21 protein-coding genes are annotated in these 21,977 nt (G+C 63.9%); 8 read left to right on the top strand and 13 right to left on the bottom strand.

Going from position 1 to position 21,977, the window contains the following annotated elements:
- Positions 1 to 2: 2 nt before the first annotated feature.
- Both LK12_RS02345 and LK12_RS02340 read left to right on the top strand, forming a co-directional pair.
- Positions 3 to 1,445, top strand: coding sequence for a dihydrolipoamide acetyltransferase family protein (locus LK12_RS02345; protein WP_039278780.1), 1,443 nt, complete (start codon positions 3 to 5; stop codon positions 1,443 to 1,445).
- A gap of 47 nt (positions 1,446 to 1,492) precedes the next feature.
- Positions 1,493 to 2,656 carry an acyl-CoA dehydrogenase family protein gene (locus LK12_RS02340; protein ID WP_039278777.1) on the top strand — a complete coding sequence of 388 codons (1,164 nt, stop codon included), beginning with the start codon at positions 1,493 to 1,495 and terminating at the stop codon, positions 2,654 to 2,656.
- A gap of 46 nt (positions 2,657 to 2,702) precedes the next feature.
- Here LK12_RS02340 and LK12_RS02335 read toward each other — a convergent pair whose 3' ends face one another.
- From LK12_RS02335 to LK12_RS02315, 5 genes are all read right to left on the bottom strand, one after another.
- On the bottom strand, positions 2,703 to 3,203 hold the full coding sequence (locus tag LK12_RS02335; protein WP_039278776.1) for a MaoC/PaaZ C-terminal domain-containing protein: 501 nt from the start codon (positions 3,201 to 3,203) through the stop codon (positions 2,703 to 2,705).
- Positions 3,200 to 4,102, bottom strand: coding sequence for an acyl-CoA thioesterase (locus LK12_RS02330; RefSeq protein ID WP_039280141.1), 903 nt, complete (start codon positions 4,100 to 4,102; stop codon positions 3,200 to 3,202). The genes LK12_RS02335 and LK12_RS02330 overlap by 4 nt, the downstream gene beginning before the upstream one ends.
- Before the next feature lie 71 nt (positions 4,103 to 4,173).
- Positions 4,174 to 4,644: a VOC family protein gene (locus LK12_RS02325; RefSeq protein WP_039278773.1), complete on the bottom strand. Its 471-nt coding sequence runs from the start codon at positions 4,642 to 4,644 to the stop codon at positions 4,174 to 4,176.
- A complete protein-coding gene (locus LK12_RS02320) occupies positions 4,641 to 5,447 on the bottom strand; it encodes an SDR family oxidoreductase (protein WP_039278772.1) in 807 nt (268 codons plus the stop codon). The genes LK12_RS02325 and LK12_RS02320 overlap by 4 nt, the downstream gene beginning before the upstream one ends.
- 41 nt (positions 5,448 to 5,488) lie before the next feature.
- On the bottom strand, positions 5,489 to 6,715 hold the full coding sequence (locus LK12_RS02315) for an aromatic ring-hydroxylating oxygenase subunit alpha (protein WP_052223101.1): 1,227 nt from the start codon (positions 6,713 to 6,715) through the stop codon (positions 5,489 to 5,491).
- A 211-nt stretch (positions 6,716 to 6,926) separates the two neighbouring features.
- On the opposite strand from LK12_RS02315, the gene LK12_RS02310 reads away from it, so the two are divergent.
- Positions 6,927 to 7,568 (top strand): TetR/AcrR family transcriptional regulator, encoded by a 642-nt coding sequence (locus LK12_RS02310; RefSeq protein WP_039278770.1) that lies wholly within the window; start codon positions 6,927 to 6,929, stop codon positions 7,566 to 7,568.
- Between the two features lie 8 nt (positions 7,569 to 7,576).
- On the opposite strand, the gene LK12_RS02305 is transcribed toward LK12_RS02310, so the two are convergent.
- Positions 7,577 to 8,350, bottom strand: coding sequence for an enoyl-CoA hydratase/isomerase family protein (locus tag LK12_RS02305; protein ID WP_039278768.1), 774 nt, complete (start codon positions 8,348 to 8,350; stop codon positions 7,577 to 7,579).
- Between the two features lie 97 nt (positions 8,351 to 8,447).
- On the opposite strand from LK12_RS02305, the gene LK12_RS02300 reads away from it, so the two are divergent.
- A complete protein-coding gene (locus tag LK12_RS02300) occupies positions 8,448 to 8,912 on the top strand; it encodes a VOC family protein (protein WP_039278764.1) in 465 nt (154 codons plus the stop codon).
- A 44-nt stretch (positions 8,913 to 8,956) separates the two neighbouring features.
- On the opposite strand, the gene LK12_RS02295 is transcribed toward LK12_RS02300, so the two are convergent.
- Genes LK12_RS02295 through LK12_RS02285 form a run of 3 tightly spaced genes read right to left on the bottom strand, consistent with a single transcriptional unit; the run spans position 8,957 to position 11,687 of the window.
- Entirely contained in the window at positions 8,957 to 10,108 is a 1,152-nt protein-coding gene (locus tag LK12_RS02295; RefSeq protein WP_039278761.1) for an acetyl-CoA acetyltransferase, read from the bottom strand.
- Positions 10,105 to 10,473 carry a Zn-ribbon domain-containing OB-fold protein gene (locus LK12_RS02290; RefSeq protein WP_039278757.1) on the bottom strand — a complete coding sequence of 123 codons (369 nt, stop codon included), beginning with the start codon at positions 10,471 to 10,473 and terminating at the stop codon, positions 10,105 to 10,107. The genes LK12_RS02295 and LK12_RS02290 overlap by 4 nt, the downstream gene beginning before the upstream one ends.
- On the bottom strand, positions 10,470 to 11,687 hold the full coding sequence (locus tag LK12_RS02285) for a CaiB/BaiF CoA transferase family protein (RefSeq protein WP_039278754.1): 1,218 nt from the start codon (positions 11,685 to 11,687) through the stop codon (positions 10,470 to 10,472). The genes LK12_RS02290 and LK12_RS02285 overlap by 4 nt, the downstream gene beginning before the upstream one ends.
- Before the next feature lie 85 nt (positions 11,688 to 11,772).
- Here LK12_RS02285 and LK12_RS02280 point away from each other — a divergent pair, with 85 nt between their 5' ends.
- Together LK12_RS02280 and LK12_RS02275 are read left to right on the top strand one after the other, a co-directional pair.
- Entirely contained in the window at positions 11,773 to 12,504 is a 732-nt protein-coding gene (locus LK12_RS02280; RefSeq protein WP_039278752.1) for a ThuA domain-containing protein, read from the top strand.
- A 220-nt stretch (positions 12,505 to 12,724) separates the two neighbouring features.
- Positions 12,725 to 13,540 carry a sugar phosphate isomerase/epimerase family protein gene (locus LK12_RS02275; protein ID WP_156135358.1) on the top strand — a complete coding sequence of 272 codons (816 nt, stop codon included), beginning with the start codon at positions 12,725 to 12,727 and terminating at the stop codon, positions 13,538 to 13,540.
- Here the strand turns inward: LK12_RS02275 and LK12_RS02270 are convergent, their stop codons facing one another.
- A complete protein-coding gene (locus LK12_RS02270; RefSeq protein WP_039278748.1) occupies positions 13,541 to 14,191 on the bottom strand; it encodes a TetR/AcrR family transcriptional regulator in 651 nt (216 codons plus the stop codon).
- Between the two features lie 169 nt (positions 14,192 to 14,360).
- On the opposite strand from LK12_RS02270, the gene LK12_RS02265 reads away from it, so the two are divergent.
- Positions 14,361 to 15,704 carry an aromatic ring-hydroxylating oxygenase subunit alpha gene (locus tag LK12_RS02265; RefSeq protein ID WP_052223100.1) on the top strand — a complete coding sequence of 448 codons (1,344 nt, stop codon included), beginning with the start codon at positions 14,361 to 14,363 and terminating at the stop codon, positions 15,702 to 15,704.
- Between the two features lie 106 nt (positions 15,705 to 15,810).
- Here the strand turns inward: LK12_RS02265 and LK12_RS02260 are convergent, their stop codons facing one another.
- Complete coding sequence (locus tag LK12_RS02260; protein WP_039278742.1) at positions 15,811 to 16,359, bottom strand: carboxymuconolactone decarboxylase family protein; 549 nt, start codon at positions 16,357 to 16,359, stop codon at positions 15,811 to 15,813.
- Positions 16,360 to 16,384: 25 nt separating this feature from the next.
- Positions 16,385 to 18,601 carry a molybdopterin-containing oxidoreductase family protein gene (locus tag LK12_RS02255; RefSeq protein WP_052223099.1) on the bottom strand — a complete coding sequence of 739 codons (2,217 nt, stop codon included), beginning with the start codon at positions 18,599 to 18,601 and terminating at the stop codon, positions 16,385 to 16,387.
- Between the two features lie 149 nt (positions 18,602 to 18,750).
- On the opposite strand from LK12_RS02255, the gene LK12_RS02250 reads away from it, so the two are divergent.
- Positions 18,751 to 19,530 (top strand): TetR/AcrR family transcriptional regulator, encoded by a 780-nt coding sequence (locus LK12_RS02250; protein WP_156135357.1) that lies wholly within the window; start codon positions 18,751 to 18,753, stop codon positions 19,528 to 19,530.
- Between the two features lie 110 nt (positions 19,531 to 19,640).
- Here LK12_RS02250 and LK12_RS02245 read toward each other — a convergent pair whose 3' ends face one another.
- Complete coding sequence (locus LK12_RS02245; RefSeq protein WP_039278735.1) at positions 19,641 to 21,950, bottom strand: TonB-dependent receptor; 2,310 nt, start codon at positions 21,948 to 21,950, stop codon at positions 19,641 to 19,643.
- Positions 21,951 to 21,977: the final 27 nt, after the last annotated feature.

Here is a 21,977-nt window from a genome sequence, read left to right as displayed (position 1 = left end):
GAATGGCCAAGCTCAAGCCTTTCACCATGCCCAAGTGGGGCATCGAGATGGCCGAAGGCACGATCGCCGATTGGATGGTGGAGGAAAACGCCCCTTTCGAGCGTGGCACCGTGCTGACGCTGATTGAAACCGACAAGATCACCAACGAAGTCGAAGCCGAGGCCGATGGACGCTTCGTGCGGATCATCGCCGAGGCCGGGCAAACCTATCCGGTCGGGGCGCTGCTCGCCGTGCTCTCGGATGGCGGCGAGGCTTCGGCAGAGGAAATCGATGCCCTGATCGCCGGCTTTACCCCGTCGGAGGCGGGGTTCGGACCGGATGGAGACGAGAAGTCTGCCCCGCCTGCGGCCGCTCCGGCGTCGTCCGATGCAAAAGCCGCGGCGCCGCCAGTGCCGGAAGGCGTCCTGATCAGTCCGGTCGCACTCGAAGAGGCGCACAAGCTGGGTGTCGACCTTGCCGGCGTGAAGGGATCGGGCCGCAACGGCAAGATCTTCGTACAGGACGTGCACCAGGCGGCCAGGCCGGAAGCGGCACCGCAACTGGTGGGCGCCTATCCGCCCACACCGGCGAGTTCGGTCCTGTCCACGCCTGTCGCCCGGCGCCTCGCTTCGCTCAACGGGCTCGACCTGGCACAAGTGAAGGGCTCTGGCCACCGCGGCAAGGTGCGCCGTGACGATGTGCTGGCCGTGCTGGAACAGCAGGCGCCGGCAACGGGGGCAGAGGCCGCGGCAACGTCGGCTTCCTCCGCGACGCCGAGCGTTTCCGCTCCGGGCGCAGGCGCCGGCGCGGACATCGTGCCGATGAGTTCGATGCGTCGCACTATCGCCCGGCGGCTAACGCAGTCCAAGCAGCAGATCCCGCACTTCTATGTGCGCCGCCGCGTGCGGGCCGACCGCCTGCTGGCCTTGCGTGCCTCGCTGGAAGGTGAGCGCCCCAGCATCAACGATTTCATCCTCAAGGCCTGCGCCCTGGCATTGATGGAAGTGCCGGCGGTCAATGTCCAGGTCCACGGCGACGACATCCATCGCTTTGCGGCGGCGGACGTGTCGGTCGCCGTTGCGACCGATCGCGGGCTGGTAACGCCGATCGTATTCGCGGCGGATGGCAAGACCGTCACAGAAATTGGCGCGGAGATGAAAGGGCTGGCCCAGCGTGCCCGCAGCGGCAAGCTCAAGCCGGAGGAATTCACCGGGGGCAGCTTCTCGCTTTCGAACCTCGGCAGCTTTGGCGTCGAACAGTTCGATGCGATCATCAATCCGCCGCAGGGAGCCATCCTGGCAGTCGGCAAGGCGCGTCCGGAGCCGATCGACGACGATGGCGCGATTCGCATCGTCCCCGTGCTGCACCTGTCGCTATCGTGCGACCACCGCGCCATCGACGGCGCCGACGGCGGCCGTTTCATGGCGGCACTCGCCGACCTGCTCGAACAGCCGCACCTGCTCTGACATCGACGCCGCCCCATGGGGCGATGCGTCCGCAAAGGACCCGCAAGATGAATTTCACGTTGACCGACGACCAGTTGCAGCTCCAGGACGCTGCCCGCTCGTTCGCGCGCGCAGAACTGCCTGCCATTGCCGCCGAGCTGGAGCGCGACAACAAGCCCCCCGGCCGGGACCTGGTGAAGCGCTTTGCCGAACTGGGTTTTCTGGGCATCAATGTGTCCAGTGATCTGGGTGGTCTGGGCCTTGGCAATATCGAGGCGCTCGTCGTGCTGGAGGAGTTCGGAAAGATCTCTTCGGCCGTCGGCTTTCCGATCTTCGAATCCTCGGTGGGCCCGGTTCGCGCCATCGAACACTTCGGGTCGGATGCTCTCAGGAAGCGGGTCGTCCCGGCGGTGTGCAGCGGAGACCTGGTCGTGGCCGTGTCGATGTCGGAACCGGATGCGGGCAGCGCGCTCACGGATCTCAAGACCAAGGGCGTGATCCGGGGCGACAAGGTCGTGCTCAACGGCACCAAGCGCTGGTGCTCCGGCGGCGGCCATGCCGATGCCTATGTGGTCTACTGCCGCCTGTCCGATGATCCTGGGGCCAAGGGCATTGGCGCTGTGCTCGTCGAAAAGGACGCCCCGGGCCTATCCTTCGGCCCGAATGAACAGCTCATGGGGTTTCGCGGCATTCCGTCGTCCGATCTCAATTTCGACGATTGCGAAGTCCCGCTCGACAACGTCATCGTGCATGCCGGCGGCGGCTTCAAGAAGCTCATGGAAGCCTTCGATCTGGAGCGCTGCGGGAATGCCACGATGTCGCTGGCGCAGGCCTCGGGCGCGCTCGAGGATGTGTGTGAATACGTCCAGGAGCGCAAGCAGTTCGGCAAGGCGATTGCGGAGTTCCAGGCAGTGCAGCTCAAGCTCGCCGAGATGCAGATGAAGGTCGAGGCCGCGCGTCTGCTGATCTGGCGCGCCGCCTCGCAGGCCGAGGACGGCCTGCCTTCGGTGCTGCACAGCTCCACCGGCAAGTGTTTCGCCAACACCATCGCCCGCGAGGTGACGGGGGATGCCATGCAGCTCATGGGGGCTTACGGGTATTCGAAGGAATTTCCCATGGAGCGGCGCCTGCGCGATTCCTGGGGCTGGGGTATCGCCGGCGGGGCCATCGACATCCAGAAAGTGAACATAGCTTCGGCCATGCTGGGGCGGCGTTTTGACCAGCGCCGCTAGGCGTTGACGGAGCAGGCCATGAGGGGGTGTGCAGGTACCGGTCGCGTCAGCGCGCGGTACCTGCCATCCGCTCCCTTCCCTCGCGCGTGTAGACGAGGTTGATACTGGTAAACGTCACTGCCTCGGTCCCGTCTTCGAGAACCACGGCGTAGCGGGTCTTGGCCGTACCCCGGTCGGTCGACGACTTGGAAGGTTCGAGCGACACGATCTCGCTGGTGACGTGGATCGTGTCGCCGGCCCGGATCGCGCGCTTCAGCCGCAGCTCGTCCCAGCCCACCCCGCATACGAAATCGATGTCCCAGTTGATCTCGTGATCGAGCTGGCGCCACATGGCCAGCACGTGGATTCCGCTGGCCACGACCTGTCCGAAGACCGACTGCGTGGCGCTGTCCGGGTCGGTGTGGAACCATTGGGGGTCGTAGGTGCGGGCGAATTCGAGGATTTCCTCCTCGGTCACCGTCCGCGAGCGCGAGGTGCGCTTCTCTCCCACCTTCAGATCCTCGAAAGTGCGGTAGGGTGCGCGGGGGCTGAAGCCGGATTGGGTCACAACTTGTCTTCCCTTCGCTCATTCAGGATGCGGGCAAGGCCCTGCTGGCTGACCGTGGCTACGAGCGCTCCGTCGCGCCGGAAGATCGCCCCGCGTCCCATGGCCAGCGCATTGCCGGCGGCCGGTGCGTCCAGAGCATAGAGCAACCAGTCATCGACGCGAAACCGGTCGTGGAACCATATCGCATGGTCGAGGCTGGCGGTCTGGAGATGGGGATCGGTCCAGTCGACGCCCAATGGGCGCAAACCGGTGTGGAATATGTGCTGGTCCGAGGCGTAGGCGAGCAACCGCTGGTGGATCGGCAAATCGCCTTCCACGGGCCCGTGGAAGCGGAACCAGAAGTGACGCGAGGCGGAAAGTGGCTTGTCGGTCTCGAACGGGAAGGGTTCCACCGGCCGCCAGTCGATCTGCTGACGGCGCTGCCAGAACGGCCGGTGGCGGTCCGGGAGTGCAGCGCCGCGCTCGGCCATGATGTCTTCCAGCCGAGGCAAATCTTCCGGCGCCGGCACAGCCGGCATGGCCATGGCGTGGTGGGCCGATGTTTCCGGGGTCTTGAACGAAACCATGCAGTTCATCAGCGGCAACCCATCCTGCGACATCCGCACCAGACGATTGGCGAACGTGCGACCGTCCAGTTCGCGGCTCACCGTGAACTCGTTGGGGCGGTCGACACGTCCTGGCTTGCCGAAATACGCATGAAGGCTGTGCGCCATCTTGTCTTCGGGAACGGTGCGCTGCGCGGCGGCAAGGCATTGCGAGACGATCATCCCGCCGAACAGGCGCAGCAAGCCGCTCGGAATCGGCGCCACGCGAAACCGGTCTTCCCCGATGGTCTCGAAAGCATAGGCCAGATGGCGTTCCGCTTGTGGGTCGTCGGGGAAGGGGTTGGACTGGGTCATGGCAGGTACGCTCGCAGGGCCGGAGTCGCGCGTCGTTGGTGAGGTGGCAGTCGCGATCTTGCCGTCCCCCTCTAGCATGCGGCGCATTGCTTCTCGAATGCGAAGGCGCAGTCGGAATCCACGATCTGAAGCAGTTCCACGACATTCCCGTCGCAGTCGCGGCCGTAAGTGGCACGCGTCGCGCCAGAGCCTCCGGGCGGACAGTTGAAGGCCATGCCGAGCCCCTTCAGCCGTTCATACTCGGCGAACACGTCATCGCAGTAGAGGCACAGGTGCGTGATCCCGCGATCGCACATGCGCGGGCGCACGTCCTGCGGGGCATTGCTGGCATACTCGAACACTTCGATATGCAGGTTCCCGAGGCGGATCATCGCGTAGCGCGCCGCGCTATCCTTCAGCCCCACCATGGTATCGATGCGCGTGTTGCCAATCTCCCACCCCCCTTCGCCTGCACGCTCGAAACCGAACCAGCGCTCGTAATGGTCGACGAAGCGGTCGAGGTCCGGGGTCGAGATGGCGAGGTGGTGGACGCCGCGGATCATGACGCCGGGGCCGCGGCGGCGCGGGCGGCCTTCACGGCACCGACAATCTCGGCATTGGTGGGATTTCGGCGCAGCGTCAGGCCGCCGTTCACCTGCAGCACCTGGCCGGACATGAAACAGGCATCGCCCGCCAGCCAGGAGACGGCCTCGGCAATGTCCTCGCTCGTCCCGACGCGGCCGAGCGGATATTCCTTGGCGAACGTGTCGATGATCGCCGGGTTGTGCGCGGCCTTGCCGACCATGGGCGTGACCGTGAAGCCGGGGGCGACCGAGTTGGCGCGAATGCCGCGGTGGCCGAATTCGTTGGCGATGCAGCGGATCACGTGGTCTGCGCCGGCCTTGCTTCCCATGTAGGCAGCGTGGTCTTCCAGCATGATCGAGGCGGTGGCCGAGGAAATCTGGATCAGTGAGCCGCCATCGCGCATCACCCGCAGCATCGCCTGATAGAACAGGATCGCGCCGGTGAACTGGAGCGCCGCCATGCGCTCGATATCGTCCTTGGTGGTTTCGAGAAAGGGCTTGAGCAGCCCCCACCCGGTCGCGTTGACGGCGATGTCGAGCCCGCCGAATTTGTCGACCGTTCCGCGGGCCAGCCTTGCAAGGTCCTCCTCGCTGGTCAGGTCGCACTGGCTTACCGCATGGCCGCCGATCTCCTTCGCCAGTCGTTCCAGCTCTTCGGGCTTGCGGCCGGCGACAACTACATGCGCCCCGTCATCGGCGAGGCGCCGGGCTATGACCTGGGCCATGTTGTCACGATTGGCCGCGCCGACCACGACGGCGACCTTGCCTTCCAGACTTGCCATTATGCTTCTCTCCCGCGCTTATGCTTGTTGTGCCGAGCGTTTCAGTCTTTCTGCACCCATGGTTCGAGGACCTGCTTGACGCGGGCACGTTCGGGAACGCGGTTGAGGCCGATGCGGCGGTCGAGTTCTTCGTGCCAGTGGTAGATCCGCCGTTCCTGGTAGTTGAGGGGCATGCCCTTGAAGCCGGGGCTCTCCAGCGATTCCTGGATCTGCGGAGCGTATTGCAGGTCCTCGTAGAGGATGCGTTCCCAGTTGCCGAGCCGGGTGGGCCAGAGCGGATGCGGGTTTTCCGGATCGTGGTCGGGCGCCAGCCAGCTCGAGACGACGCGCGAACGGCGCGGCCCGAGCGGCCAGAACTGCAGGATGGGAATGCCGGTGGGGGCCGGCGGCATCACGAAGTTGGGATAGATCTGGTAGCTGACGTTGTTCTTCGCCGGAAACTCGCTGATCGACGGGATCTCGGGCATGCCGACAGTTCCCGGGTCGACCCAGTCCGGGCGCCGGTTCGGTGTCGCCATGCGGCTGTGACCGTTGGGCCAGAGCGTGACGATCATCGCCCGGTGGTCGAGGAAGCGGTCTACCGTGTCGATGTGAATCGACTTGAGGTGGTAGACCTCGAGGAACGCGTCGAGCAGCACCTTGACGTTGCAGTCCACCTCGTAGCTGCGGCTGTCGACAAGCCGCAGCGTGTCGAGCTGGAACTGTTCGAGCTGCGCCGCCATCGGGCCGATGTGCTCCATCAGCGGCTGGGCATCGGGATCCTTGTTGATGAAGATCAGCGAGCCGAGCTGTTCGCAGCGTACCGGCACCAGCGAACGGCACGAAAAGTCGAGATCGACGAAATCGCGCTTGTCGCGCACGGCGGTGAGCTTGCCGTCGAGAGTGTAGCTCCAGCCGTGATAGCCGCACACAAAGCCACGTCCCTGGCCGGACTCCTCGGTGACGAGCGGCGCGCCACGGTGCTGGCAGGTGTTGTAGAAAGCCTTGATCTCACCTTGCATGTTGCGCGCGACGATGATCGGGGCGCCGGAATTGCGGGTGAGAAACCACGAGCCGTTTTCGGGCAACTGGTCGGTATGGCCGGCATAGAGCCAGGCCTTGTCCCACATCATTTCCTTTTCGAGTTCAAGAAACTCGGCGTCGGTGTAGCGGCTGCCGGGAATGTCGGGCAGGGCTGGAAAGCCTTCGGGCGGTCCCTTGCGGTCGCGCTCGTAATCCATGCGCGCAAAGTCGTTTTCAGGACGTTGGTTTCTTACCAGATCGAGCATCGGCTTTCTCTCCCTTGGGGCCCAGGCCGGATTTGTCCGTGAAGGCCGGCGTGACCGAATCAAAAAACAAACAAGATTGTTTGATTCGGTCGAAGCGATGCTTGCCTTTCTACCCATCGTGCAATTAAACAGTCAAGATTGATTGTTTTTATCCGCCGGACGAGCTTGGGGTTGCACCAAACGATCGTTTGGTAACGGTGTAGGGAGCGCAATGGTCGCAAATGCACTGAAGAGAGGGCCGGAACTGGCCGCAGGAGCGATCCGCACGAAGCGCAAGGACAGGGCGGATCGCTGGCCGGAGCTGGTGACGGCAGCAGCTGAACTGTTCGCCGAAAAGGGCTACGAGGGAACGTCCCTTCGCGACATCGCGGAACGGCTCGGCATGCTCAAGGGCAGTCTCTATCACTACATCAACGGCAAGAGCGACTTGCTCGTCCATGTCATGCGCGAAGCCCATGCCAGGGGATTGCGCACCATTGCGGCGCAGGCTGAAGGCGAAGGTCGGGCGGTGAGCCTGCTGGAGACGATGGTGGAAGCCCATGCCCGCTACGTCTGCACCGAGACCGTCTTCACGGCCGGTTTCATCGAGGCACGCAAGCACCTGCCGCCGGAGCGCGCGCAGGAGTTCGTTCTGGAAGAGCGCGCCTATCGTCTGCGTGTAGAGGCTCTGGTCGCACGTGGGCAGGCGGAAGGCGATCTGCGCGAAGATCTCGATCCCAAGGTCGCCGCGCTATGCCTGCTGGGATTCCTCAATTCGCTGCACAACTGGGTGCGGCCGACCGGCGTTCATTCCATCCGGCGCATATGCGATCATGCCGTTGCGCTTGGCATCGGCGGGATGCGGTGCCGGTGAGGGCACGGTCATCCGCGTTCGTTGTAGCCGGGCTTGCGCCCCTCGGCATAGGCTCCGATTCCTTCGCGGCTGTCGGCGCTGTCCAGCGTTGCCTTGCCCCAGGCATTGCCGACGGCAAGGGCCTGGTCGATGTCCATGCCGGTCGAAAGTTCGTAGAGGTCGCGGCCATTGCGGATCGCCTGCCAGCTGTTTTCCAGCATTGCATGCGTGACATGCAGCGTGCGTTCAAGAAGCGTCGCGGAGGGGACCACTTCGGTGACGATGCCCAGGTCATGCAGGCGGCGCGCCGGCACAAGTTCGCCGGTCATGATCATCGCCAGCGCCGTCGCCCTTGGAACCTGCCGGGCAAGCCGCTGGATGCCGCCGGCAAAGGCGAAAAGGCCCCGTTTGACTTCGCTCAGTCCCATCATGGCATGCTCGGCGGCGAAGACCATGTCGCAGGCCATCATGATTTCGAAGCCTCCCGCGACGGCAGTGCCGTTGATCGCGGCAACGAGCGGCTTGGTCCGCTTGCGCTCGGTAATGCCGCCGAAACCGCGCCCCGGGACAAGGCCGTGGCCAGCCCCTATGCTGGCGGCTTCCTTCAGGTCCATGCCGGCGCAGAAGGCCCGCTCGCCGGTGCCGGTGACGATCATGGCACCGACCGCATCGTCGGCCTCCGCCGCGGAGATCGCTTCGTCGAGCGCCCGCGAGGTTACCGCATCGAGCGCATTGCGCGCCTCCGGGCGATTGATCCGCAGCAGGCTGACGGCGCCGTGCCGTTCAACAACAAGGTCCGGCATCGTGCTGGTCTCCCGATTGCAATGAATATCCCGGAAAGCAGGGCAAGATTGCCCCGGTTGGGCCGCTATGCCTTCCGGACGAAGTGGAGAAAGTGACATGGAAGCGTTTGCCAACCTGCATCACCACGGCCGCATCGTGCCGGATATCGGCAGGGCCATGGAGAGCCTCGGTCGCGGCCTCGGGCTCGAGTGGGCACCGGTACGCAACTTCGCCCCGCTGCGTGTCTGGCTCCCGGACACCGGTTGGTCGGAAGCCCACCTGACCGTTACCTACTCGCGCCCGGGGCCGATCCATGTCGAGTTGATCGAAATGGTGCCCGGAGGCGCTTATGAGGCGTTGCTCGCCGTGTCGCCCGCGCACGTCGGCGCCTGGGTGGACAATGTCGGAGACGAGGTCGAGCGCCTGCTGACGCAAGGCTGGCGTCTCATCGCGGCAGGCGCCTCGCCCAAGCATCGCTACGGCCAGATGGCCTATATGGCGCGCGGCGACGGTCCGGTGCTCGAACTGGTCGGCGAACCGATCCGGCCGATGATCGAGGAATGGATCGGCGCCAAAGCCTGATCTTTCTGGCCCTTTTCCACGGGCGGTCACGATCGGCGCTGTCGTCAAAGCGTCGCCATGCTGCCCAGCACCGCCGTCGCCTGACTGGACAGGGTGCCGCCGTTGCCGTGGGCGAGGGCCAGATCGATACCCGGCAGCTGGTTGGCCGCTTCGCCGCGTATCTGGCGTGCCGCCTCGATGATCGCGAACAACCCGTACATGCCGGGGTGGCAATAGGACAGGCCGCCGCCGTTGGTGTTGACCGGCATGCTACCGCCCGGGGCAATGGCGCCACTGCTCACGAAACGCCCGCCTTCGCCCTTGGGACAGAAGCCGAGGTCTTCGAGGAACAGGATCGTGTTGATCGTGAAGGCGTCGTAGAGTTGCGCGGTCTGGATGTCGTCCGGTGACACGCCGGCCATGGCCATGGCGCGAGGGCCGGACTCCGAAGCTGCCGTCACGGTCACGTCCGGCGCCTGGGCGATCGAATTCCACCAGGTCGCTGCGGCTGCACCCAGTACCGGGACCGGAGGCTTGGCGAGATCACGCGCGCGATCGGTACGGGTCATGACGATGGCTGCCGCGCCATCCGTCACCAGGCAACAATCGCGCACGGAGATCGGGGTGCTGACCATGCGCGCGGACAGACAATCGTCGAGCGTGAGCGGGCCGCGGGCAAAGGCTTCCGGGTTGGTTTGCGCCCATGCCCGCGCGGCAAGGGCCACGGCCGCCAGATCCTCGCGGGTCGTGCCGAACTCGTGCATGTGCCGAGTTGCGGCCAGAGCATAGGAGGTCAGCGGGAAAAGCGGCGCATAGGGCAGATCCCAGGCATTGCTCGTGATCTTCGTGGCCAGCTTGCCGCCGTTGCTGCGCTGATTGGAGCCGTAGGCGATCAGGGCGCAATCGATGTAGCCGGCATCGAGAGCAAGCGCGGCGCTGGCCATGTGGCTCATGAAGGCCGAGCCGCCGGTGCGGTTGTTGTCGGTATAGCGGGGTTGAATGCCCAGATATTCGGCGAAGGTCAGGCCGGCGAAGAAATCGTCCGGCTGGCAGATGTAGAGCGCATCGACATCGCGCAGGGAAAGACCCGAATCCTCGAGCGCCTGCAGCCCTGCTTTCGCCGTCAGTTCGATCGAAGAGTATCCGGGCATTTCGCCCACGCCGAACGTGGCCAGTCCCGCAATAGCGGTGCGTCCGCGCGGAAAGCTATCGCTCATGACCGGTCCCCCGCCGGACGGAACAGGAGGATCGGCTCCTCGCCGCTGCGATCTATGAAGGCCTCGACCGGCATGCCGATGGCCAGCGCCCCGGCGTCGACGTCTTCGACGCGGCTCATCAGTCTCGCGCCTTCCTCCAGGTCTATCAGGGCGACGTTGTACGGGGCGGCCGGGGGACGGCGTTGGATCCACGAGAGCGAATAGACAGTGCCGCGTCCAGAGGCCTCGAACCATTCGAGCGTTGGCTCGCCGCGTCCCGGGGCGGCCACTCTCGGCGGAAAGATCGCGGTGCCTTCAGCGGTTCGCTGCAGGAGAAACCGTCCTTCGGCAAGCGCTGCGCGCCAGTGGGCTTCGGGTCCGCTCATGCCTCGACCTCCGTGCGTTCCACCGCGCCGCTCGCTACCAGCGAGGCTATTTCGTCCGTCGTGAAGCCGGCCTCGCTCAGGATGGCTTCGCTTTCTCCTGCCAGGGCGGGGCCCGGGTCGCCGATCGCGCCGGGCGTGGCGGAGAAGCTGGTGGGGATACCGGGAAAGCGCAAGGTGCCGCAGGGCGTTTCCCGTTCCTGCCAGAACCCCGTTGCCACCAGATGCGGGTCGTGGAGCAGGTCGGTGAGGCTGGCGATGGGCGTGGCCGGGATGTGGGCCTCGCGGAAAAGGCTCACCCATTCGTCGGTGGTGCGCGTTTCGATCACTTCGGCGACCTTGGCGAGAACGGAGCCGATGTTCTCCGTGCGCGAGCGCATCGAGGCGTAGATCGGATCGCGCGACCAGTCCGGGTTTCCGAGCGCGTCGAAGAAGGCGCGCCAGTGCCTGTCGTTGTAGATCATCACGCCGATATAGCCGTCCGCCGTGCGATAGGGGCGCCGGGCTTCGGAGGTCGCGCGGGGATATTCGGGCGGCCCCTGCGGCGGCACGAAGAGCGAGCCGCACAGATGCTCGACCATGGCGAAGGAGACCAGGGTCTCGAACATCGGCACTTCGATTTCCTGCCCCACCCCGGTTTTCTCGCGGGCGTAGAGCGCGGCCATGACCGAATAGGCGCCGGTCAGCCCGGCGACCTTGTCCGCGATCACGGTGGCGGCATAGGTCGGCTTGCCGTCCGACAGACGCGCCTGCAGGTCGACGATGCCGGAGGCGGCCTGCACGATGTCGTCGTAGGCGGGATAGTCGCGATACGGGCCATTGCGGGAAAAGCCATAGAGATTGGCGTAGATGATCCGCGGATTGGCTTCCTGCAGGGCAGCGTAGTCGAGGCCGAGCCGGCCGATCGCGCTCGAACGCATCGAATGGATGAACACGTCGGCATTCCTGGCCATGCGCAGCAGCGCCGCGCGGCCTTCCGGCTGCTTGAGGTCCATCACGATGCTGCGCTTGCCGCGGTTCACGTTGAGGAACATGGCCCCGCGCGAGGCGTCCGGCCCGGGGGGGATGAAGCGCGTGGTATCGCCCTGCGGACTCTCCACCTTGATTACGTCCGCGCCCAGATCGGCGAAGATCTGCGTCGCGTAGGGGCCCATCAGGACACTCGTGAGATCGAGCACCCTGACGCCCGCCAATGGTCCCTCGCCGCGTCCGCTCACTGGTATTCTCCGCTCATTGCCAAGTCTCTTCCCGATCCTATCCTCGCGTACGTGCACGACACGCACGTGAGGGGAGTTTTCCGTAATGAAGGTTCATCTGGTCGCCGCGGGCAAGTATCACGACATCGACTTCGCCCGCCTCGAACTGCTCAAGTTGCTTGCGGAACGGCCCGAAATTCGCGCCTCGGTGGCGTCCGACTACGCCGATTTGGCGAGTCTGGCCGCGGCCGACATGCTCATCACCTACACTTGCGATCTGGTGCCCGACGAAACGCAGACAGAGGCGCTTGAGGCCTTTCTCGACCGCGGCGGGCGCTGGCTGGCGCTGCACGGCACCAACTCCATCCTGCGCTTTGCCGATGACGGAGTGATCGATACGCCCGAGGAACGGCCCCGTTTCACCAACCTGCTGGGAACCCGTTTTGCCGGTCATCCGCCGATCGCCCCGTTCAAGGTCCACGTCACGCGGGGCGACCATGAAATGACGCAGGGCTTGCGGGATTTCAGGGTCGAGGACGAACTCTACCTCACGCACCGCACGGCGGATATCGACGTCCTGCTGCACACCGCCTTCACCGGGACCTGCGACGAATTCCGCGATGCCGCATGGGACGAGGCGCAAGTTCCCGTGCTCTACGAGCGCAATGTCGGGCAGGGCGCTATCCTCTACCTCACGCTCGGCCACTGCCGCGGGCATTACGACCTGCAACCGATCACGGCCTTCTGGCCGCATCCGCAGCGCTGTGCGTGGAATTATCCGGTCTTCTATGAATTGTTGCGCCGCGGGATCGCGTGGGCTCGCCCCGGCCGGACGTGACCTCTTTCCAGCACGCGCAACGCATGCCCGCGCAGCGCAACCCCGGGGCGCGGCTTCGTCAGTGCGGTTCATGGGCGGCGTCACCTTCCAGTCTCTCCCGATACGGCCCGTCATTTGCGGACTTCCCTTTCGGTCTAACCCAAGAAGGACGATAAAAAAAGACATACATGATTGTCTTTTGATGATAGGCGTGAGGCATAAGGAGAATGGAGAGGCATAGGTGATCGGGAGATTTGCACTTTCGCTACATCATCTGACGGCGCTCGAACTCGATCCCTGCGCGCTGGTGGCGCAGGCCGGGCGGACGGGGTGCGACCACGTCTGCCTCTTCACCTACGTTCCCGAAGCTGCTCGCAAACACTACCCGCTGGTCGATAGTGGCGCGGTGCCCGACTTGCGGTCCTGCTTCGCTTCCGAAGGCGTGTCGGTCTGCAACCTTGAAGTTTTCCCCCTTGATGGCCGGGAGGACTGGGAAGGATTTGCACGGTCGCTGGAGACCGGGGCGGCTTTGGGCGCGACGCGCGCGACGGCGCATGTGCACGATGTCGCGTATCGGCACGAGGCGGTTGAAAGGTTCGCGGCTTTCTGTGATTTCGCAGATCGTTTCGGACTGAGTGCAGGCCTCGAATTCAACGCCTTTTCAGCTGTTTGCGACATAGGTTCTGCCGCCGCGGTGGTACGGGAGGCGGATCGGCCCAACGGCCAACTGGTCTGCGATGTGCTGCACCTCGTGAGGAACGGCGGTGACGCGGAGGCCGTCGCGGCCAACGCCGACCTTATCGGTTACGCGCAATTCTGCGATGGTCCCCTGCATCTCGACCGGGACGCGTGGTGGCGCGAAGCCGTGGGCACGCGGGGAATCCCGGGAGAAGGGGCGTTCCCGCTCGTCGAGATAGCGCGGAAGCTGCGCGACGATACCGTGATCGAGGTCGAAGTGCCACGCAAGGCGGATGCCAGGTCCGGGGTCGATGCGCCGACGCGCATTGCCCGTGCCGTATCGGCGACACGGGAAGTCCTCAAGCGCAGCGAATGCTGATCAGCTTTCTGCTTCCGCCAGGGCTTTCGGACGCATGTCGCGGACTTTTTCTTCGAGCATCTTGAGCAGCGGCGGAACCATTTCCTCTTCCAGCGCCCCCGTCATGAGGCTCATCGCCATGCCCTCCATCAGTGTCTGCGAAAGCGCCATGGCCCGGGCGAACTGCTCAGGTGCCGAATGCCACTCGGGGTAGAGCGCAATGGCTTCCGCGTTGAAGCGTTCACGGTATTCCGCCTGTAGCGGCCGCATGATCTGGGCCAGTTCCTTGTCGGTGCGGGCAGCCATGGCCAGTTCCTGAAACGCGATGAAGGCTGGTTTCTGGACCTGGCGCCAGTAGGCGCCGACCATTGTCGTCGGGTCGTGTTGGCTTGTCTCGGACGAACGCCGGAACGCGCGCAGCCTGCGTTCGTGCAACTCCACGATGGTGGCCCGGATCAGCGTGGCGCTGTTCTCGAAATGATGCAGCATCGCCCCGCGCGAAAGGCCCGCTTCGCTCGCGACGAGGGGCGTGGTCGTGCCGGAAAATCCCACTTTCACCAGGCACTGGATGGTTGCCTCGATGAGCCGGCTACGGGTTTGCGCACTCTTGAGAGCCTGACGGGATTGCGCCTTGTCGTTGGCGGGCTTTGAAGCATTTTTTGTAGCGGCCAAGTCTGGCTCCCGATGTTCGGCAAGGGGAGGGCTTTGCAATTTCCCTGCCGTCTGGACGACGTATCCGGCAAACGAAAACGTGCCGTGCGGATTTAATAATCAAGCATGATTGTTTTTTATTTGACCCGCGTCAATCTCTTGCAGTGCAAATGCATGCATCGGAGCGGCCATGACAACGAACTATCAGCAGTTGCTGGATTCGGACAGCAGGCCCGTTCCACCGGTGTTGCGCGAGCAATCCAGACCCGAATTCGACACCGCGCCGCTCGACGCGGCCCGCTATACGTCGCAAGCCTTCTTCGACGCCGAAGACCGGGAGATGTGGTCGCGGGTGTGGCAGATGGCCTGCCGGCTCGAGGACATTCCCGAAATCGGAGACGTTGAAGTCTACGACATCGTCGACCGGTCGGCGCTGATTGTGAGGAGCGGAACCGAGGAGGTTCGCGCCTATCACAACGTCTGCCTGCATCGGGGGCGCAAGCTGCTCACCCAGGCGGGACGGGTCGAGTCGATCCGCTGCGGCTTCCACGGCTGGAGCTGGAACCTGGATGGCAATTTGAACTCGCTGCCTTGCCGGTCTGAATTCGCGCACCTTGCAGACGATGACCTGTCGCTGGTGCCCGTCAGGGCCGAGACATGGGGCGGGTTCGTATTCGTCAATTTCGATCCCGAGGCAGAGCCGCTGGTCGATTATCTGGGAGTGCTGCCCGAGCATTTCGTGCGCTGGCAGCCCGAACATTGCTACAAGGCAGCGCACGTTGCACGCGTCATCCCGTGCAACTGGAAGGTGGCGCAGGAAGCCTTCATGGAATCCTATCACGTGGTTGCCACGCACCCCCAGATCCTGCCGTTCTTTGACGACGTGGGATCGCAGTACGATGTTTACGGCAAGCACGTGAACCGTAATCTCGCGGCGTTCGGAGCGGCCAGTCCGCACATGGGGGAAGGCCACGGGGCGCGGGCAGTCGTGGACGGGATGCTGGAAATGTGGGGGCGCACGCCCGATGCTGTTCCATCGGGCAGGGAGGACGCTGGCGCGCGAGCGGTGCTCGGCAACATCTCCAGGCGCGCGCTCGGACGCAAGGTGGCGGGCGGGCTCGACGACGCAACGGATGCCGAAATGCTCGATGCCCTTGTCTATAACGTCTTTCCCAATTTCGCGCCGTGGGGCGGCTTCGCTCCGAACATAGTCTATCGCTGGCGGCCCAATGGACGCGACGTCGATTCCTGCATCATGGAAGTCATGATGCTCAAGCGCCTGCCGGCCGATGGGGGCCGGCCCGAGGCCGCGAAGGTGCATTGGCTGGGCGAAGACGAGCCGTGGAGCGCTGCCCAGGAGCTTCCGATCCTGGGGCCCGTGATCGATCAGGATATGGAAAACATGCCCCTCGTGCAGCGAGGCCTGAAAGCGTCGCCGACCGGCAAGGTTCACCTTGCCAGCTATGCGGAATCGCGCATCCGTCATTTCCACCAGACGCTCGACCGTTACCTCTCCGGCAACCGGCGCGAATGAAGCGCAGTCACCACCAGTGCCGGAGGCCGGAAGTCAGACGGCTTGCGACACGGCGCGATTCATAGCGAGCTGGGCGCCGAAGCCGCTCCCCGCTTCCAGGGAGACGTCAGGCCGGAGCGAAGGAGCACACGAGATCGAGGCCGAGGGCGTGCAGGGCGCGGCCATTGGCCATCCAGGCGCCGATCGAATAGGTCATGTCGACGAGTTCGTCGTCGCTGAAGGCGGCCCTGGCGCGCGACCAGAAATCCTCGTCCTCGGCAATCTCGTGCGGCGTGAGCCCGAGGCCTTCGGCATAGCGGATGGCAAGGCGTTCGCGCTCGCTGTAGCCGGGGTAGTCGCGCCAGTTCTCGACATTGCGGTAGAAGTCTTCGTCGGGCGCCGGACCGCGGGTGTAGACAGAATTCTCGATGTCGCCGTCGAAGCTTTCGAACATGCCCGGGAAGTCGCGGGCGCCGCGAAACGCGGTGCAGGTACTGCAGCCGTTGATCTGCGCGGTGCGGAAGCGCGCCGCTTCAAGTTCGCGCAGTGTTAACTTGCTGTGCTGATAAGGCGCGGTGCCATAGACGCCGGCAGCAGCGACGATCTCTTTCGCATAGTGCTTGCCGACATGTTCGAGCGGGCGATCCTGATGTTCTTCGGGAAGTTCGACACGCATGGTATTCTCCCAATCTGCCGCTGCGTCATTTCGCGGCCTCGTATTGCTTCAGCGGTGTCTCGGCAGGCGCCGTTGCCGGGCTGACCGATACCGGGATGGCGCTCATCAGCGGCTGTCCGGTCAAGGCATCGATATCGCGGTCGATCGCGATCAGGCGCCCGGTATTGGCGCCGTCGCGGTCGAGGCGTTGCTCGCGCCCGGGATGGCGTCCCCAGCTATGCGGCATGGAAACGCAACCCGCCCGCAAGCCGGCGTCCACCTCGACGATACCGGTGATCGCCCCGTGTGCGGATCGTATCGTCACCGTATCTCCGGCCGAAAGGCCAAGCGCCTCCAGGTCGGACGGGTGCATGAAGGCCGGGTTGTAGGTCCACTTGCGAAGCTGGATCGGATTGTCGTGGCCGCACGAATTCACGACATCCTGCAACCGCCGGCAGATGAGCCGGAAGGGGAAGGCCCCGTCCGCCAACGGGGGTGGATTTCCGAGTCGCGACAAGCGTTCCATGATCAGGGGGGCTGCCAGTTCGAGGCGGCCCGTCCAGCCCTCCGGCTTGGGCTGCACTGTCACTGGCGCCCGGTCGACAAGTCTTGGGCCGGGATGGCGGCGCATGTCCTCGTAGGGCACAGGGGAGCCGGTAAAGGCCGATGCCCAGGCCTCCGACGTGCTCGGCTTCCTGGTCATATCGAGCGGGATGGCGTTGGCAGCGGCTTCCTGCGGATCGACCAGCGCGATCGAGTGCAACTCCAGCGGCAGGCCCATCGCTTGCGCCAGATCGTAGAAGAATTCCCAGTCTTCCCGTAGATCCGAATCCTCAGGGGGCGCCACTACCGGCGGGTTGGACTGGCCATAGGGCTGTTCATAGCCCCACCCCGGGTTGAACAGGCCCCATTTCTCGTTTGCGGCCGAATTGGTTTCGCATTCCAGCCCCAGCCTCGAGGCGAGAACGTAATCGGCCATCTCCGACGTCGCGCTCATGAACGGGTCAATGCAGACCAGCAGGTCGAGATCGGCCAGGGCTTGCACGGTTTTCGCCTGGTCGGGCCAGGCCAGGACCGGATTGCCTCCAGCCACGATGAGGGCCCGGATCTTGCCCGGTCCCGTCGTCAGGATTTCATCGGGCAGAGCCGAGACCGGGTTTCCTGCAAGGCTTCCCGTCACGCCCCGCGCCTCCATTCGCGCGCCCACGCCTTCGACCGCCATCGGCCCTGGCGTTGCGGCGATGGGGGGGAGTGGCTGCAGGAATACGCCCGGATTGGCGAGCTGGTCTCCGGGCCGGCGCCACCAACCGCGTAGGCTGGCCAGTACTCGCCCGAGATATTCGACCGTGGAGGGGTCTCCGGACATGTTGGCGCCCGTACCGAAGGACGTGGCCCCGCAGCGGGCCTTGCCGAGCACCCTGGCTGCCTTGACTAGGGCGTCCGCTTCTATGCCGGCGCGTTGCGCGACCATGGCAGGCGTGAACGGCATGACGGCAGCTGCAAGCTCTTCGATGCCGGTAGTCTCGGCGTCGACGAAGTCCTGATCGACCATCGCATCGACCAGGATCTGCCGGATAAGGCCCGCGATGATCGCGGCATCTTCGCCGGGACGCGGCTGCAGGTGGATGTCGGCGCGCGCGGCGCATTCGGTACGGCGCGGGTCCACCACGACCAGCTTCATGCCGCGAGCCTGCATCTGCTTGAGCCGACGGGCGGGATTGACGCCGAGGCCGCCGTTCATCGACACGATCGGATTTGCCCCGACCAGGAGCAGGGCGTCCCATTCGTCCATCGACGGCGTGCCGGCAAGCCATGTGCCGATCAGGCCCGGCGCGGTCGATTTGCCGGGCTGGTCGATGGTGAGATTGTCGAACAGCATCGGGCTGTCGATTGCCCGCAGGAATGCCTTGGCGAACGTCTCGAACAGCGGATTGATCGTGCAGTATGTCCCCGTAAACAGGGCGACCGAGCGCGGGCCGTGCCGGTCGATGATCTGCCTGAGTTGCGCGGCGACTTGCGAGATCGCCCGGCCCGACGGGATCTTGCGGTGGCTGCCGTCCGGCTGGCGTTGCATGCTGTGCAGCAGCCGAGACGGGGCTTCCAGCAGTGCGCCTGCCGCACGGCCTTTGATGCAGGAATAGCCGTGATAGGCGGGATTGTCCTTGTTGCCGTGGATGGCGACCGGTTTGCCGTTCTCCACGCTCACCACAAGGTCGCATGCCGCGTGACAGATCCGGCAGACCGTGTGGCGCTTTTCGATCATCGGAGTCCTCTCTTCGTCGCGGCCGCTTGGCTGTAGCCCAGCCATTGTATTATAGAGACCGCATGGTTTCGTTATACGGCTGCGCATGGGAGAGGGCAAGGGCGATCTTTGCCGATCTGGAGCAAGGCCTGCGGCGATGAGCCCGCAGCGTGCCCGCAAGCGCTCCGGAAACAGGTCGGAGCATTGACAGGGCTGTCGATCCGCACATATTGCCTCGAAAATTTTTCGGGCAATCTCAGAATAAAAGTAGAGAAATGAATAGATCGCAGCCCTCGAATACCGATGAAAAGGTGCCGAAACTTGGTCGGCCGCCTGCCGGTGAGATAGAAATAAGAAAGCGGGCAATACTATCTGCTGCGACAAGACTGTTCATCGAGAACGGATTTGGTAACACCACCCTTGCGGACATCGGCAAGGCAGCCGGTGTAACCAAGCGCACGATCTATGATCACATCGGCGACAAGGAGACGCTTTTTCAAACCGTCTGCATGCAATGCCTGCCGGAATCGCTGGAACTTCATTTCGAAGTCCGCCCGACGGGGGAGACCACACGCGAAGTTCTCAAGAACCTGGCGAAGTTGATCATGAACTATTCGCTGTCTCAGGAAAACGTGGCCCTGGCCCGCATGCTGATGACCGAACGCATGCGCTTTCCGGACCTTGTGCGCCAAGCCGTAGAAACGCTCAGGGAATTGTACGAAGGCGCGATAGACAGTGTCCTGAAGGACATGGTCGAGCACGGTCTTCTGCCGCCGCTGAACAATCCGCGCATACCCTATTATTTCTACGACATGATTATCGGCAGTATGCAGACGCAGATGTTGTTCGGTCTGAAAAACGAACTGCCCGAGGAAGTCGAAGTCGAGCAGAGAATCGATATATTCCTGTTTGGGCTGCATGGTCTCGAGACCGGCGCCGGGAATCACTAGGCACTGATCGGGGCGCCGCGATCCTGCGTCGTGTCATCCGCAGGCACGTGATCCAGCCCACCGGACAGGCTTCCGCGCGTCAGGGTTCTGCCTGACGCGCGGGTTCCGGGTCAGTACCTGTACCCGAATTCGATGCCGTAAGTGGCCGGTTCGTTCCAGTTCGCGCCCACGCCGTTGCCGCCTGACTGGACCGTGGTCTTGTAGCGTTTGTCGGTCACATTGTCGCCGAAGACGGCTACCGTGAAGCGGTCGGTTTCGTCGGTCCACTGCGCCCGCAAAGCAAGGGTGGCATAGGCTTTCTGGTAGAACTGGCTGCCCGATGGACCGAAATAGACCTTGGAGGAATAAGCGGCGATGCCGCTCAGTTGAAGGGTGCCACCCCCTGCGTCAGCGGTGTAGTGGATGCCGGCGTTGCCGGTGAAATCGGGCGCGCGCTGCATCCGCGTGTGGCGCAAGGTGACAGGCTCCTGGCCGATGGCCGTGCCCTGCAGATAGAAGGCGGCGCCATTGCCGCAAACGCCTGTTGGTGCATAGTCGGCCAGCGTGAGGCCTGCGGCGGCCGGATTGCAGGTGGTGAAGACGGGCGCGTGGTTGAATTCGGTATAGCGCGCGTGCGTCCACGCCCCCGCTGCCGTCACCCTGAGGCGTTCGGTCACGCGCACGCTGAGTTGCCCGTCGATGCCGTAGATCTTGGCCTTGGCCGCGTTGATGATGCTGGCCTGTCCGCCTTGCAGATAAAGCGAAACCTGCAGGTTCCTGTAATCGTAATAGAAGGCCGAAAGATCGAGCGAGACTACCCGGTTGTCGAACTTGTAGCCGACTTCGTAAGCGTCGATCTTCTCGGGCTTGATCGGGTTGCATTCGAAGGGGCCGGTAAACAGGTTGCCCGTCGGATTTTCGCACGAGCCGCCCACGTCGATGATCTCGGCCTTGTACCCCTTGGTATAGGACGCGTAGATGCTCGACTGGTCGTCGGGCTTGTAGCGAATGACGGCGCGTGGGGTCCAGTGATTGCTTGAGATGTCGGGAACGTCCACGATCCCGTCCGGGGCGGGAACCACCGTCCCGTCTGCCATGGTATAGGCAGGGGCCAGATATCGCGTGTTCCAGTACGCATTGACGACGCGGTCGTGCGAGTAACGTACGCCGCCGGTAAGGAACAGGTTCGGCGCAAGTTCATAGGTCGCGTCGATATAGCCCGCGAAAGTCTGTGTCGTCGTGCCGTTGCCGCCCAGTCTGACCCGGGTCGGATAAAAGTTATCGATGTAGGTGACGTAGATGTCCTTGTTGCTGAAAGCGAACAGCCCCGTCGTCCATTGCAGGCGCCCACCCGGCTTCGAATTCAGGAGGAATTCCTGGCTCCACGTCGAGTTCTTGTTCGGCAGCCCCAGCGCCAGGAACGGGGTGCCGTTGTAATCGAGCGAAATGCTCGAATCGACCCGCTCGCGGCGATACTGGGAGTAGGACGCGAGATCCGCAAATCCGAGGTCTGCCTTGATCGTCCCTTGCACCACGTCCGAGGTGTTGTGGATGAAGATGGGATAGGCGGACGCGATTTCGTCGGGATCGTAGGTCGTTTCGCCCGGGCCGGCGTAATAGGGCTGGCCTTCGCCGAAGACGGGGTCCCTGTAGCTGGAGACCAGGGCAGGGTTGGGATCGTTGGTGTGGTTGTGCTGATAGCGCAGCAGTACCGAGACATCGCTGGAAAGCTGTGCCTTGATTCCGGTCCTGACGGACCAGTTCCGGTAATCCCCCACCTCTTGGCCGGTGACGATATTGGTCTTCCATCCGTCACCACGCGAATATTGCCCCTCGACGTCGACGGCGATGTCGTCGGTTAGGCCGACGGTCGCATAACCCTGGGCCTTCACCTGGTTGAAGCGCGAAACGGTGACCTTGGTCTCGACGGCAGTGACCGTGCTGGGATCCGCAGTCTGCACGAGGATGGCGCCGCCGGTGGTATTGCGCCCGAACAACGTGCCCTGCGGGCCCTTCAGGACCTGGATGCTCTGGACGTTCATGAGCTGAAAGTCCGCCGCCAGGGGATTGGGTGAATAGAAGCCGTCGATGTAGATCCCCACGTTGCTGCCGCCGCCGGAGGTGGTGACGGGCGTGCCCACGCCGCGGATAGTCGGCTGAAAGAAGGCGCTGGCATTGTCGAAGCGCAAGCCGGGCGTCACTTTCGAAATGTCCGCCAGGTTCCTGATATTGGCAGTCTTCAATTGATCCTGGCCGATAGCCGTGATCGTGATGGGGACGTCGATCTGCTTTTCTTCTCGGCGCTGCGCGGTGACGATTATCGGCGCGTTCTCGCTATCGGTCGCCGGGTCGTCCTGGGCCATGGCCGGGGCTGGCAGAGCAACTGCCAGGCCCACGAGCCCAAAGATCGACGAAGTCGTGAAGGCGGAAATCCGCGACATAAAACCCTCCCAATTGTTCACGAAGCC

Source organism: Novosphingobium malaysiense, from assembly GCF_000802225.1.
GTDB classification, from domain to species: Bacteria; Pseudomonadota; Alphaproteobacteria; order Sphingomonadales; family Sphingomonadaceae; genus Novosphingobium; species Novosphingobium malaysiense.
This window is presented reverse-complemented; position numbering and strand designations above follow the sequence as displayed.

Excerpts from the sequence above, each read along its gene's own strand:
- LK12_RS02260 (WP_039278742.1), bottom strand. The coding sequence starts at position 16,359 with ATGCGTGTCGAACTTCCCGAAGAACATCAGGATCGCCCGCTCGAACAT.
- LK12_RS02295 (WP_039278761.1), bottom strand. The coding sequence starts at position 10,108 with ATGAGCGATAGCTTTCCGCGCGGACGCACCGCTATTGCGGGACTGGCC.
- LK12_RS02310 (WP_039278770.1), top strand. The coding sequence starts at position 6,927 with ATGGTCGCAAATGCACTGAAGAGAGGGCCGGAACTGGCCGCAGGAGCG.
- LK12_RS02325 (WP_039278773.1), bottom strand. The coding sequence starts at position 4,644 with ATGATCCGCGGCGTCCACCACCTCGCCATCTCGACCCCGGACCTCGAC.
- LK12_RS02340 (WP_039278777.1), top strand. The coding sequence starts at position 1,493 with ATGAATTTCACGTTGACCGACGACCAGTTGCAGCTCCAGGACGCTGCC.
- LK12_RS02255 (WP_052223099.1), bottom strand. The coding sequence starts at position 18,601 with ATGATCGAAAAGCGCCACACGGTCTGCCGGATCTGTCACGCGGCATGC.
- LK12_RS02320 (WP_039278772.1), bottom strand. The coding sequence starts at position 5,447 with ATGGCAAGTCTGGAAGGCAAGGTCGCCGTCGTGGTCGGCGCGGCCAAT.
- LK12_RS02345 (WP_039278780.1), top strand. The coding sequence starts at position 3 with ATGGCCAAGCTCAAGCCTTTCACCATGCCCAAGTGGGGCATCGAGATG.
- LK12_RS02290 (WP_039278757.1), bottom strand. The coding sequence starts at position 10,473 with ATGAGCGGACCCGAAGCCCACTGGCGCGCAGCGCTTGCCGAAGGACGG.
- LK12_RS02300 (WP_039278764.1), top strand. The coding sequence starts at position 8,448 with ATGGAAGCGTTTGCCAACCTGCATCACCACGGCCGCATCGTGCCGGAT.
- LK12_RS02265 (WP_052223100.1), top strand. The coding sequence starts at position 14,361 with ATGACAACGAACTATCAGCAGTTGCTGGATTCGGACAGCAGGCCCGTT.
- LK12_RS02305 (WP_039278768.1), bottom strand. The coding sequence starts at position 8,350 with ATGCCGGACCTTGTTGTTGAACGGCACGGCGCCGTCAGCCTGCTGCGG.
- LK12_RS02315 (WP_052223101.1), bottom strand. The coding sequence starts at position 6,715 with ATGCTCGATCTGGTAAGAAACCAACGTCCTGAAAACGACTTTGCGCGC.
- LK12_RS02330 (WP_039280141.1), bottom strand. The coding sequence starts at position 4,102 with ATGACCCAGTCCAACCCCTTCCCCGACGACCCACAAGCGGAACGCCAT.
- LK12_RS02280 (WP_039278752.1), top strand. The coding sequence starts at position 11,773 with ATGAAGGTTCATCTGGTCGCCGCGGGCAAGTATCACGACATCGACTTC.
- LK12_RS02245 (WP_039278735.1), bottom strand. The coding sequence starts at position 21,950 with ATGTCGCGGATTTCCGCCTTCACGACTTCGTCGATCTTTGGGCTCGTG.